This window comes from unidentified bacterial endosymbiont (assembly GCF_918797525.1).
GTDB lineage: Bacteria > Pseudomonadota > Gammaproteobacteria > Enterobacterales > Enterobacteriaceae > Enterobacter.
The window spans coordinates 197754-209996 of sequence record NZ_OU963893.1; the positions used below are offsets into that span (position 1 = coordinate 197754).

11 protein-coding genes and 1 pseudogene are annotated in these 12243 nt (G+C 53.8%); 3 read left to right on the forward strand and 9 right to left on the reverse strand.

From position 1 onward, the window contains the following. The 5 genes from recG to gmk are packed head-to-tail and all read right to left on the reverse strand — an operon-like array spanning position 1 to position 5867. Positions 1-2082 (reverse strand): ATP-dependent DNA helicase RecG, encoded by a 2082-nt coding sequence (gene recG, locus NL510_RS00960; protein WP_253380857.1) that lies wholly within the window; start codon positions 2080-2082, stop codon positions 1-3. A gap of 3 nt (positions 2083-2085) precedes the next feature. After that, positions 2086-2775 (reverse strand): tRNA (guanosine(18)-2'-O)-methyltransferase TrmH, encoded by a 690-nt coding sequence (gene trmH / locus NL510_RS00965; protein ID WP_253380859.1) that lies wholly within the window; start codon positions 2773-2775, stop codon positions 2086-2088. A 4-nt stretch (positions 2776-2779) separates the two neighbouring features. Next, positions 2780-4894, reverse strand: coding sequence for a bifunctional GTP diphosphokinase/guanosine-3',5'-bis pyrophosphate 3'-pyrophosphohydrolase (spoT, locus tag NL510_RS00970; RefSeq protein ID WP_253380861.1), 2115 nt, complete (start codon positions 4892-4894; stop codon positions 2780-2782). A gap of 19 nt (positions 4895-4913) precedes the next feature. Next, positions 4914-5189 carry a DNA-directed RNA polymerase subunit omega gene (rpoZ, locus tag NL510_RS00975; protein ID WP_000135058.1) on the reverse strand — a complete coding sequence of 92 codons (276 nt, stop codon included), beginning with the start codon at positions 5187-5189 and terminating at the stop codon, positions 4914-4916. Between the two features lie 54 nt (positions 5190-5243). Continuing rightward, positions 5244-5867, reverse strand: a complete 624-nt coding sequence (gene gmk / locus NL510_RS00980) for a guanylate kinase (protein ID WP_253380863.1) — start codon at positions 5865-5867, stop codon at positions 5244-5246. A 252-nt stretch (positions 5868-6119) separates the two neighbouring features. On the opposite strand from gmk, the gene ligB reads away from it, so the two are divergent. Further along, entirely contained in the window at positions 6120-7790 is a 1671-nt protein-coding gene (gene ligB, locus NL510_RS00985; protein ID WP_253380865.1) for an NAD-dependent DNA ligase LigB, read from the forward strand. Here ligB and NL510_RS00990 read toward each other — a convergent pair. The 3 genes and pseudogenes from NL510_RS00990 to NL510_RS01005 form a co-directional block, all read right to left on the reverse strand. Beyond that, positions 7787-8404: a trimeric intracellular cation channel family protein gene (locus tag NL510_RS00990; protein WP_253380867.1), complete on the reverse strand. Its 618-nt coding sequence runs from the start codon at positions 8402-8404 to the stop codon at positions 7787-7789. The genes ligB and NL510_RS00990 overlap by 4 nt on opposite strands. Before the next feature lie 383 nt (positions 8405-8787). Further along, positions 8788-8856 (reverse strand): annotated as a pseudogene (locus tag NL510_RS00995) (tyrosine-type recombinase/integrase); the annotation flags it as partial. A gap of 234 nt (positions 8857-9090) precedes the next feature. Further along, positions 9091-9954 carry a YicC/YloC family endoribonuclease gene (locus tag NL510_RS01005; protein WP_253380869.1) on the reverse strand — a complete coding sequence of 288 codons (864 nt, stop codon included), beginning with the start codon at positions 9952-9954 and terminating at the stop codon, positions 9091-9093. Between the two features lie 124 nt (positions 9955-10078). On the opposite strand from NL510_RS01005, the gene rph reads away from it, so the two are divergent. Together rph and pyrE are read left to right on the forward strand one after the other, a co-directional pair. Then, a complete protein-coding gene (rph, locus tag NL510_RS01010; protein WP_253380871.1) occupies positions 10079-10795 on the forward strand; it encodes a ribonuclease PH in 717 nt (238 codons plus the stop codon). A gap of 68 nt (positions 10796-10863) precedes the next feature. Next, the gene (pyrE, locus tag NL510_RS01015) at positions 10864-11505 is read left to right on the forward strand and encodes an orotate phosphoribosyltransferase (RefSeq protein WP_253380873.1); all 642 of its coding nucleotides are present in this window, start codon (positions 10864-10866) and stop codon (positions 11503-11505) included. Between the two features lie 78 nt (positions 11506-11583). Here the strand turns inward: pyrE and slmA are convergent, their stop codons facing one another. Then, positions 11584-12180, reverse strand: coding sequence for a nucleoid occlusion factor SlmA (slmA, locus tag NL510_RS01020; protein ID WP_253380875.1), 597 nt, complete (start codon positions 12178-12180; stop codon positions 11584-11586). Positions 12181-12243 lie beyond the last annotated feature (63 nt).

Genomic DNA, 12243 nt, shown 5'->3' on the forward strand with positions numbered 1-12243 from the left:
TCAGGCGTTAGAATAGCGCTCGGTCTCCGGCATCCAACGCTCAATCAACGCTGCCGCCTGTTCGGGGTAGCGTTCATGTAGATGGCGTGCAAGGCGCTGAACTTCGGGGATCATGGCCTGATCGCGGAGCAAATCCGCCACTTTAAACTCAGCATTCCCCGTCTGGCGGGTGCCCAGCAGTTCGCCCGGCCCGCGGATCTCCAGGTCTTTTTGCGCAATCACAAAGCCGTCGTTGCTATCGCGCAGTACCTGTAAACGCCTCTGTGCTGTTTTCGATAGCGGCGCTTTGAAAAGCAGTACACAGTGGGAAGCCACCGCACCGCGTCCTACGCGTCCGCGAAGCTGGTGAAGTTGCGCAAGACCCAGACGCTCCGGGTTTTCAATAATCATCAGGCTGGCGTTCGGCACATCAACACCCACTTCGATTACCGTGGTCGCAATCAGCAAATGTAACTCACCCTGCTTAAATGACTGCATGACTGTCTGCTTCTCTGCCGGTTTCATACGCCCGTGAACCAGACCGATGTTTAGCTCAGGTAGCGCCAGCTTCAGCTCTTCCCACGTGGCTTCTGCCGCCTGCGCTTCAAGCAGGTCCGACTCTTCTATCAACGTGCAGACCCAGTATGCCTGACGTCCTTCATGAGTGCAGGCATTGCGCACGCGGTCGATAATTTCGCTGCGGCGGGTATCCGGAATGGCAACGGTTGTTACTGGCGTACGGCCCGGTGGTAATTCATCAATAGTGGAGGTATCAAGATCGGCGTAGGCCGTCATGGCCAGGGTGCGCGGGATAGGCGTAGCGGTCATGATCAGCTGATGCGGATGAAAGCCCTGCTGATGACCCTTTTCCCACAGCGCCAGGCGCTGGTGCACGCCGAAGCGGTGCTGTTCGTCGATAATGACCAGCGCCAGGCCGTTAAACTGTACCTGCTCCTGGAAAATGGCGTGGGTGCCGACAATCATCTGAACTGCGCCACTGGCAATCGCGTCCTGTTGTGCAACGCGCGCTTTGCCTTTTTGCTTACCGGCGAGCCAGCCCACTTCAATACCGAGGGGGGCAAACCAGTTGCGGAAATTCATGGCGTGCTGTTCGGCCAGCAGCTCGGTCGGCGCCATCAGCGCCACCTGTTTACCGTGCGCAATGGCACGCAGGGCAGCCAGCGCGGCGACCAGCGTTTTACCGGAACCGACATCGCCCTGCACCAGGCGCATCATCGGTACATCCAGCGCCATATCGCGCTCGATCTCGGCGGTGACACGCCCCTGTGCGCCGGTCGGTTTAAACGCCAGCGAGGCCAACAGCTTATCTTTAAGATCGTCACGTGGGCTTAACGGCTGAGCATGGAAACGTTGAGCGCCCGCGCGAAGCGCCAGCATGCTCAGGTTATGCGCCAATAATTCCTCAAGGATAAGCCGCCGTTGCGCGGGGTGTTGACCGCACTCTAAATCGCTAAGCTGTAATGACGGTGGCGGACGGTGGAGAGTGCGTATCGCCTCGGGTAGGCTCATCATCCCCTGTGCCAGCTCTGGCGGCAGCAGTTCAGTAATGGCGCAGGTATCAAGAAGCTCAAGCGCCTGGTCAGTAAGTTTACGCAGCGTCGCCTGTTTGATGCCTTCGGTCGTAGGATATACCGCAGTAAGGGTCTCCTGTAGATCCGGCGTGCCCAAATCGCCCTGCATGCGGTACTCCGGGTGGATCATCTCAGCGCCGTACTTGCCACGTTTTACTTCCCCATAGGCCAGCACCCTGCGACCGGTCGCCAGGCTGTTTTTCATCGCCGCGCTAAAGTTGAAAAAGCGCAGGGTGAGAATGCCAGTACCGTCGCTAATTTGACAGGTCATCATCCGGCGTCCACCGAACGTGATGTTACAGTTCAACACTTCGCCTTCAACGGTGGCATAGATAGCGGGAAGAAGGTCATCAATCTTATAAAGCTGGGTGCGGTCTTCGTAACGCAATGGGAGGTGGAGCAGGAGATCCTGCACGGTATGGAGGCCAATTTTAGCCAGCTTGCTGCTTTGCGCCGCGCCCACACCGGTGAGCGTACTGAGCGGTATAGCATCCAGCAGGCCGCCTTTCATGGTTTACCCCGTGAACTGCATGGTGGACCACCACTCGGCGTCGGCTTCAATATCGCCCTGCGCGTTGACGTGGGGGTAAGGCAATTTTTTCTGCTTCGCAACGCGGGCCAGCACCGGATAACCGCCTTCAAACAGCAGCCGCTGCTGTTCGTCTTCCGGCAGCATGCTGTTACTGCGCTGATACATGCCAGCGTTCTGCCGCTGACGCTGTGCTTCGTACAGAATGAGCGCAGAGGCTACGGAGACGTTCAGGGATTGCACCATACCGATCATGGGAATGATGATGTCCCGATCAGCCAGATCCAGCGCTTCCTGAGAGATACCGGTTTTTTCCTGACCCATTAAAATGCAGGTCGGGCGAGTGTAATCGACTTCACGGAAATCCACGGCGTTATCGGAAAGGTGGGTGGCAAGAATCTGCATACCGCGTCCTTTCAGGTGCGATACGGCATCGCTAATCGTCTGGTGAGTTTTGACGGTTACCCAGCTGTTACTGCCCGCGGCGGCGGATACCATGGTGCGCATGCTGCGTTCTGGCCAGACGGCGTGCACTTCATGCACGCCGATGGCGTCAGCGGTACGAACAATAGCAGAGACGTTATGAGGTTTATGGACCTGCTCCATGCACACCGTCAGATCAGGCTGACGCCTGGCGAGCATCTCACAGATTCTCTCATAACGTTTTGAATTCATTTATTTAATTTCGGTTGCGGGTGACTTTTATCACATCTGGCATTACGCGGATTTTGCGCATAATGTTCGCCAGATGCACACGGTCACGGGCGGTCAGGCGGATAAAGGCGCTGTACACGCGGCCATCTTTTTCTTCTGTATTCAGGCTCTGAATGTTGGAAGAGGCCGTGTTGATCGCTGCCGTCAGGTTCGCCAGGGCACCCTGGTGGTTAAACATATCCACTTTGATTTCGGTGATAAATTCCTGCGCTGTCTCTTTATCCCACTCGACCGCCATAAACTTCTCCGCTTCTTTTTGATAGCCGCGGATGTTACGACAGGATTCATGATGGATAACCAACCCTTTGCCGGGGCTGACGTGTGCAATAATCGGATCGCCCGGAATGGGACGGCAACATTTTGCGAAGGTGATAAGCACCCCGTCCGCGCCTTTGATAGGCAGGTGGCCATGACCCTGAGTCGTGGTCGGCGCCGCTGAAGCATCACCCTGTTGCAGATTCTTTGCTACCACCACGCTCATGGCGTTACCGAGGCCAATCTCTGCCAGCAGGTCATCAAGCGAGGCGAGCTTCATGCGCTCAAGCTCATGCTGGATATTCGTTGGCGGGATTTCGGCAAGCTTACGGCTGCCACCCAGCGCGTGGTTTAGCAAACGTCGGCCGAGGCTGACGGAGTCATCGCGCTTGAGGTTTTTCAGCAACTGACGAATTTTGGCGCGCGCTTTGGAGCTTACGACAAAGTTCAGCCAGGCCGCGTTTGGACGTGCGCCCGGCGCGGTGATAATTTCCACCGTTTGGCCGCTGGAAAGCGGCTGAGACAGCGGGTAAGGCTGCCTGTCAACGCGTGCGCCCACGCAAGCGTGTCCGATATCGGTATGCACGGCGTACGCGAAGTCGACCGGTGTTGCACCCGCAGGCAGTTCGACAATACGCCCTTCAGGTGTGAAAACGTAAATCTCATCCGGGAAGAGATCGGATTTAACGCTTTCAATAAATTCAAACGAACTACCTGCACTTTGCTGCAGTTCCAGCAGGCTCTGCATCCAGCGCTGGGCGCGAATTTGCGCGGTGGTACTGCTTTCGCCGCCGTGCTCTTTATAAGCCCAATGTGCCGCCACACCCATTTCTGCCATCTGGTCCATGTCTTCAGTACGGATCTGTACTTCAACGGGAACACCGTGCGGCCCGATCATCGAGGTGTGCAAAGATTGATAGCCGTTCGCTTTTGGAATGGCGATGTAATCTTTCATGCGCCCCGGACGCGGTTTGTACAGGCTGTGCATCTGCCCCAGTACGCGATAGCAGGTGTCTGAGTCATGAACGATAACGCGGAACGCATAGATATCCATAATCGAGTGAAAACGCTGCTCTTTGAGCACCATTTTGCAGTAGATGGAGTACAAATGCTTTTCGCGACCGCTGACGCGGCAAGGGATCCCCGCTTCCTGTAAACGGCCTTCAATTTCAGAGAGGATTTTTTGAATCATCTCTTTACGGTTCCCGCGCGCGGCTTTCACCACCTCTTTAATCACGCGATAGCGGTTCGGGTATAGCGCTTCAAAACCCAGCTCTTCCAGCTCGGTTTTAATGTGATGAATACCTAAACGGTGGGCCAGCGGACTGTAGATTTCGAGGGTTTCGCGGGCAATGCGGCGACGTTTATCCGGGCGAAGTGAGCCCAGCGTGCGCATGTTATGGGTGCGGTCAGCGAGTTTGATGAGAATGACGCGGATATCCTGCACCATCGCCATTATCATTTTGCGAAAGTTTTCGGCTTGCGCCTCTTTCTTGTCGCGGAAATTAAGCTTATCAAGCTTAGAGACCCCTTCCACCAGTTCGGCAACGCTTTTGCCAAAAAGCTGTTCCATGTCCTGGTAAGTGGCAGGGGTATCTTCGATCACGTCATGCAGCAGCGCGGCCATCAGCGTTTCGTAGTCGAGTTTCATCTCGGCCAGAATACAGGCCACCGCTACCGGGTGCGTGATATAGGGTTCACCGCTTGAACGTGTCTGGCCCTCGTGAGCGTCACGTGCAACGAGATACGCCTGCTGAAGACGCTTAATCTGCTCTTCAGGCAGGTAGGTTTGAATCAGTTGATTCAGGCTTTCAAACAGATACAAGGGCGACCCGCAGGTTTAATTAACGACGACCTTCAGCAATGGCGGTTACGGCCTGCAGTTCTGCGGCTTCCTGCTCTTGCTGCTCCTGGCGCTCACGCACGTCGAGGATCTGGTTGTTGATCAGACCTTCTTCGATTTCGCGAAGTGCAATAACGGTGGTTTTATCGTTTTCTTCCGGTACCAGCGGATCTTTACCGCCTACCTGCATCTGACGAGCGCGACGCGCGGCGACCAGCACCAGGTCAAAACGGTTACCAATTTTCTCTACAGCGTCCTGAACAGTTACGCGTGCCATACTTAAAATGCTCCACAGGTGAAGAAATGACTGGGCATGATACTGAAAGTGGGTTCAGTCTGCCAACAGTTTGGTGATTAATGCGTCATGTCGCTGCTTCTGGCGGCTCATACGCAGGCGTTCTGCACGAAGAATGGTCTTGAGATCGCTCAGCGCGGCATCAAAATCATCATTCACAATAAGGTAATCATATTCAGCGTAATGGCTCATTTCTGCAACTGCCTGTTCCATACGCTTTGCAATCACTTCTTCGCTATCCTGACCGCGCCCGCGCAGGCGGCGATCCAGTTCATCTTTCGACGGCGGTAAAATAAAGATACTGCGCGAATCAGGCATTTTATGGCGAATTTGCGCTGCACCTTGCCAGTCGATGTCCAGAAACACATTCACACCGGTCGCCAGAACCTGATCAATGGTCTCACGCGAGGTTCCGTAGTAGTTACCGAAAACTTCTGCGTGTTCAAGAAACGCCTCTCTGCCAATCATCGCTCTGAATTCATCGTGATTGATAAAGAAATAGTGTTCACCGTGCACTTCACCCGGACGCGGTGCTCGCGTGGTGTGAGAAACAGAAACCTGTGTGTCATACAACGGTTGGGTTTTTAACAGTGCCTGAATAAGGCTGGATTTACCCGCGCCACTAGGGGCAGAAACAATATAAAGCGTGCCTTGAGCCATGAGAGTCTTTTGTATGAGTTAACGAAGAAGTCCTACATACGGGCTTATTATACACGTCGGCGCTGTGTGACGTAGTCTTTGTCACACTTTTTCCCGTGGATTATTGAATTTTGCGTGCCGTTTTAAGGATTTACCTGTGCTTTACAGCAATAAAAAATAAATCCTGGAGGGCGTCTCGCAGAGGGAGATATTACCGTTAGCCTTGTTTTGCACACCAGGTTATACCTCCTGAAACGCAAAGGAGGAGTAGCGATGTGCCAATGGATAAGCGGGTTAATGCTGTTGTGGTGCGGCTATAGTGCTGCGGTGTGTCCGGTGTGGTCGCAGGCAAAAGCAGAAAAAGAGATTGCGACGTTAAGCGCACAAATCAAACGCTGGGACGACGCCTACTGGAAGCAGGGTGTGAGCGAGATCAATGACGAGGTTTACGACCAGCTCAACGCACGGTTAACGCAGTGGCAGCGCTGTTTCGGCAGCGAGCTTTCCAGTGACAAACTCCCCGCCCTTGTGGGGCGTGTAAACCATCCGGTAGCGCATACGGGGGTTCACAAAGTTGCCAGTAAAGAGGCGCTGCGCCAGTGGATGCAGAATCGCCACAATCTCTGGATGCAGCCCAAAGTGGACGGTGTGGCGGTGACGCTGATCTACCGGGACGGAAAGCTCGCCCGGGCCATCAGTCGTGGCGATGGACTAAAGGGGGAAGACTGGACGGCGAAGGTGCGTTTAATACCGTCGGTACCGCAACATCTGACCGGTTTGCTTGCGAACAGTGTATTGCAGGGTGAGCTCTTCTGGTTGCGTGAAAAACACATACAGCGACAGATGGGGGGAATGAATGCACGTGCAAAGGTGGCCGGGGCGATGATGCGGCAAACGGATAACGCGGTTCTTCGCCATACAGGCGTGTTTATCTGGGCCTGGCCGGATGGACCGAAAGGGATGCAGCATAGGTTGTCAGCGCTATCAGAGGCGGGATTTACCCTGACGGCGCGGTATACACTGCCCGTAGCGTCAAGTGAGGCCGTTGAGAAACAGCGTATAGCCTGGCAAACCAGCGCTCTGCCCTTTGCCACGGATGGCATTGTGGTCCGTTCTTCAGATGAACCCTCTGCAGAGAGTTGGTTACCTGGTGAAGGCAGTTGGGTTGTCGCCTGGAAATATACCCCCGTCGCGCAACTCACAGAGGTGAGAGATATTCAGTTTACAGTGGGGCGTACAGGCAGGGTGTCTGTTGTGGCGTTGCTTGAGTCCGTAAAACTGGATGATAAGCAGGTGCAACGGGTTAGCCTGGGATCGGTGGGTCGCTGGCAGCAACTGGATATCGCGGCGGGGGATCAGGTACGGGTGAGTCTTGCAGGGCAGGGTATTCCCAGGCTCGACAAGGTGGTATGGCGAGGGGCTGACAGGCAAAAACCGCAGCCTCCCGCCGCGCGCTATCACTCGCTAACCTGCTTTTATGCTTCGCCGGACTGTATGGAACAATTCTTTTCCCGGCTGACGTGGCTCAGTTCAAAGCAGGGGCTGGATATTGCAGGGTTAGGTGAATCTGGCTGGCGTGCGCTCTGGCAGGCACATCATTTTGAACACACCTTTTCATGGCTGCTCTTAACACAAGCGCAACTGCAGACCACACCGGGGTTTTCCTCCACTCGCGGGATGGCACTCTGGCATCAATTTAATCTCGTGCGCGAGAGGCCCTTTATTCGCTGGATCGTATCGATGGGCGTTCCGATTACCAACGCTACGCTCAAGGCGGCTGGCGCGATGTCGTGGCAAGCGTTGAGCCAGCGCAGCGTCGCTGACTGGCAGGCCTTACCGGGGACAGGAGCAGAAAAAGCGCGGCAAATCGTTAACTGGATGCACGCCCCTACGATTGATGCGCTGGCAAAGTGGCTTGCAAGCCAGCACATCAATGGGTTTTAGTGCGCGTTGTGCTTGTAGTGAAACACGGGTAGGCCGAGCTTCAGACGCAGCGCCAGCATACGCGCGGTAAAACCAAACAACAGCGTGGAGATAACCACGACATCCTGATTAGAGACATAATGTTGGAGGGCAACATACAGCACCGCCGCAGCGAAGGAGATACCCGCATACAGTTCCTTCTGAAACACCAGCGGAATGCGTTTACAGAACATATCGCGCAGTACGCCGCCAAATACCCCGGTTACCACCGCTGCGATGATGGCGATTATCGGGCCTTCGCCCATATCAAGGGCGATTTGTGCACCGATGATAGAAAAGACGATAAGCCCCAGCGCATCGAGTACCAGAAACAGACGGCGCAGATGAGGCATAACAGGCGCCATTATGGTGGTTAACACGGCGGCAGTGGCCACGATAATGACGTATTCAGGATGTTTAACCCAGCCGAGCGGGTAGTGGCCCAGCAGGATATCGCGCACGGAGCCGCCACCCAGCGCGGTGGCGGTGGCAATAATAATCACGCCGAAGGTGTCCATACGGCGACGTCCGGCAGTGAGGGCGCCGGTCATGGCTTCAGCAGTGATGCCGATGAGATAGAGAATGTGAAGCAGCATAAAACCTCCGGGATGAAGGTGAAGGTTAGCGATTAGTGCGTACAATCACGATTGAGATTTTCTAAGGTGAGTTAATAAACATAAATTTATCTTATGAAATCTATTTTAATGGTGAGTTTATATCTCTTTGTATTATTTTGAGTAAAGAAGCATTTTTGGTGTTGCTTTTGTAAGAAATAAAAGGATTTTAGGATTAAAAAAACTAATCTATTTTGCATTATAAAGACTGAGTGGCTATTATCATCACCCGCTCTGGCGAGATGTACCTAAAGGCTGTTTCGTCGCTGTTCGGCATGTGCGTGATCATCTTTTCACCCGGGCCACGCAGATCACATCAGAACAGGGATTGAGGACGATCGAATGAGGAACATCGGGTAAGATCAGCGGTTATATATACCTTCCACGCCCTTGATGCGTTGATTCAGGCAGCGTTCGGCAACAATAGGCTCAACCTAACTGTCTCACGGGCTTTAGACAGTGACATTTCCCTATAAGAGCCAATCAGCATCAGACGTGATTTTCTGGCGAACTCATACCTGAAGTGCCATACAGGGACTTTATCCCCTGCCAGGTAGCGTTTGAACGCTCCCTCAAACGACGTCATATGTGACGGTAAGAAAATTAAAAAGCCCGCAATTAGCGGGCCGTGATGGTTTTTTTGCTATTGAGTGCGACGGTATGCAACATCACTCTATGTTTTGAATTTGCTCGCGCATCTGCTCAATCAGCACTTTCAGCTCAATCGCAGAGCTGGTCACTTCAGCATTAATCGATTTAGAGGCCAGCGTGTTCGACTCGCGGTTGAACTCCTGCATCATAAAGTCGAGGCGGCGGCCCACCGCTTCTTTCTTCTTCAGTATGTTGTAGGTCTCTTTCACGTGAGCTTCAAGACGGTCCAGCTCTTCAGCCACGTCAACGCGCTGAGCCATCAGGACCAGTTCTTGCTCCAGACGATTATTTTCCAACTGAACTTCTGCATCTTCCAGCCTGGCCACGAGGCGTTCGCGCTGCCACTGCAGGACTTCTGGCATATGGGAGCGGACTTTCGCCACTTCGGTGCTAACGCCTTCCAGACGCTGCTCAATCATCCCTTTCAGCGCCTGGCCTTCGGTTTCGCGAGCGAGGATAAAATCATCCAGCGCGCCGTCAAGGGCCGCGAGAATTTCAGCCGCAATGGCGTCAAGATCCTGCTCTCCAGCGGCCATTACGCCCGGCCAGCGCAAAATATCAACCGGGTTGATTTCGCCTTCATCGCTTTGCATTTTGACCCAGTTCGCCGCATTCACCAGCTGTTTAGCCAGTTTTTCGTTGAGGATCAGCTCACCTTGCGCGCTGGCATCGGGTTCAAAGCGCAGGTTACATTCAACTTTACCGCGCGTCAGACGAGAACGGATACGCTCACGCACCACAGGCTCCAGGCCTCGGAACTGCTCCGGCATACGGAAATACGTTTCCAGATAGCGCTGGTTCACCGAGCGCATTTCCCAGGTAGCGCTACCCCAGCTACCCTTGATTTCACGCCGGGCGTAGGCGGTCATACTGCGGATCATAATCATTCCCGTGTTTGAAGGAGAGTTGGGGGATTATAGCTTTCGGGGGCTTCACAGGATAGGAATAAGCGTCCTTTATCCGTATAATGCGCAGCCACATTCGTTTCAAGCCGGAGAATTCATCATGCGTCCATCAGGCCGTAGCGCCAACCAGGTGCGTACCGTCACCCTGACCCGTAACTATACAAAACACGCTGAAGGATCCGTGCTGGTTGAGTTTGGTGACACTAAAGTACTGTGTACTGCCTCTATCGACGAAGGCGTTCCCCGCTTCCTGAAAGGTCAGGGCCAGGGCTGGATAACCGCTGAATACGGCATGTTGCCGCGTGCAACTCATACCCGTAACGCCCGTGAAGCTGCTAAGGGTAAGCAGGGCGGCCGTACTATGGAGATCCAGCGTCTGATCGCGCGTGCGCTGCGTGCTGCGGTTGATCTGAAAATCCTTGGTGAATTCACTATTACCCTCGACTGCGATGTCATCCAGGCTGATGGCGGCACGCGTACAGCATCAATTACCGGCGCGTGTGTGGCGCTGGCCGATGCCCTGAACAAACTGGTTGCTGCTGGTAAGCTGAAAACCAACCCAATGAAAGGGATGGTCGCAGCCGTCTCCGTAGGTATTGTTAACGGTGAAGCGCTTTGTGACCTGGAGTATGTGGAAGATTCTGCAGCAGAAACTGACATGAATGTGGTGATGACCGAAGATGGTCGTATCATTGAGGTTCAGGGGACGGCAGAAGGCGAGCCATTTACCCACGAAGAGCTTCTCTCCTTGCTGGCATTGGCCCGAGGGGGAATCGAATCCATTGTAACGACGCAGAAGGCGGCGTTAGAAAATTGATTTTAAAGGCGACTGATGAGTCGCCTTTTTTTTGCCTGTAAGACAGATAAAACCAGAGGAGCGAATCCATGAAATCGTATCAGCGACAGTTTATTGAGTTTGCGCTTAACAAGCAGGTACTTAAGTTTGGCGAGTTTATGCTGAAATCCGGGCGTAAAAGCCCCTATTTCTTCAACGCCGGGCTATTTAATACCGGGCGCGATCTGGCATTGTTAGGCCGTTTTTATGCCGAAGCGCTGGTAGATTCAGGGATTGATTTTGACCTGCTGTTCGGCCCGGCCTATAAGGGCATCCCGATTGCGACCACCACGGCGGTTGCGCTGGCTGAACACCACGATCGCGATGTGCCTTACTGCTTTAACCGCAAAGAGGCCAAAACCCACGGTGAAGGTGGCAATCTTGTGGGCAGCGAGCTGCAGGGCCGCATTATGCTGGTGGACGATGTGATCACAGCCGGCACCGCCATTCGTGAATCGATGGAAATTATCCAGGCCAACGGCGCTACGCTCGCGGGCGTGCTAATTTCTCTGGATCGTCAGGAGCGTGGCCGCGGCGAAATCTCTGCCATTCAGGAAGTGGAGCGCGATTACAACTGCAAAGTGACGTCGATAATCACTCTGAAAGAGCTGATTGCCTACCTGGAAGAGAAGCCGGAGATGGCCGACCATCTGGCGGCGGTACAACACTATCGCGAAACGTTCGGCGTATAATTTACGTGCCCGGTGGCGCTACGTTTACCGGGCCGGTTGGTTACCTGGGCCGGATTAGGTAACCAACCGGCAACAACGTTACTGCAACTGGGCGGCCACTAGTGGCCAGCGGGCTTCAAAATCTTCCGTTGGACGGTATTTAAATTCGCTACGCACAAAGCGGGAAAGCATCCCTTCACAAAACGCCAGAATTTGGCTTGCCAGCAGCGTTTCATCGGTAGTGTAACCTTCGCCTTCACGCATTTTCTTTTCGCGCAGCACCTGCCGCAGCTGGGCTTCAATGCGCTCAAAAAGCTGGTTAATACGCCCCTGTAATCTGTCCTGTTCGAACATCAGCGCGTGACCGGTTAGAATACGGGTTAGCCCAGGATTACGTTCACCAAAGCCCAGAATCAACTGCACAATCAGACGCAGACGCGCGGTGGTGTCTTTTTCGTCTTTCAGAATCAGGTTGATGCGTGTGATCAAGCTATCCTCAATAAACTCGATCAGGCTGTCAAACATCCGGGTTTTACTTGGGAAATGACGATACAGCGCCGCTTCTGATACACCTACAGAGGCGGCCAGTTTAGCGGTAGTGATGCGTTGACTGCCATCGCTGGATTCAAGCATCAGAGCCAGAGATTGAAGTATTTCTTCGCGACGATTCCTTTTCGCGGTTTGTTTTTCTGCCATGTTACAAAATACCCCTGAAAATAAGCACTGTCAGGCTGGCATCCACACCACGACCGCAAACGA

Excerpts from the sequence above, each read along its gene's own strand:
- rph (WP_253380871.1), top strand. The coding sequence starts at position 10,079 with ATGCGTCCATCAGGCCGTAGCGCCAACCAGGTGCGTACCGTCACCCTG.
- NL510_RS01005 (WP_253380869.1), bottom strand. The coding sequence starts at position 9,954 with ATGATCCGCAGTATGACCGCCTACGCCCGGCGTGAAATCAAGGGTAGC.
- recG (WP_253380857.1), bottom strand. The coding sequence starts at position 2,082 with ATGAAAGGCGGCCTGCTGGATGCTATACCGCTCAGTACGCTCACCGGT.
- pyrE (WP_253380873.1), top strand. The coding sequence starts at position 10,864 with ATGAAATCGTATCAGCGACAGTTTATTGAGTTTGCGCTTAACAAGCAG.
- slmA (WP_253380875.1), bottom strand. The coding sequence starts at position 12,180 with ATGGCAGAAAAACAAACCGCGAAAAGGAATCGTCGCGAAGAAATACTT.
- trmH (WP_253380859.1), bottom strand. The coding sequence starts at position 2,775 with ATGAATTCAAAACGTTATGAGAGAATCTGTGAGATGCTCGCCAGGCGT.
- NL510_RS00990 (WP_253380867.1), bottom strand. The coding sequence starts at position 8,404 with ATGCTGCTTCACATTCTCTATCTCATCGGCATCACTGCTGAAGCCATG.
- gmk (WP_253380863.1), bottom strand. The coding sequence starts at position 5,867 with ATGGCTCAAGGCACGCTTTATATTGTTTCTGCCCCTAGTGGCGCGGGT.
- ligB (WP_253380865.1), top strand. The coding sequence starts at position 6,120 with ATGTGCCAATGGATAAGCGGGTTAATGCTGTTGTGGTGCGGCTATAGT.
- rpoZ (WP_000135058.1), bottom strand. The coding sequence starts at position 5,189 with ATGGCACGCGTAACTGTTCAGGACGCTGTAGAGAAAATTGGTAACCGT.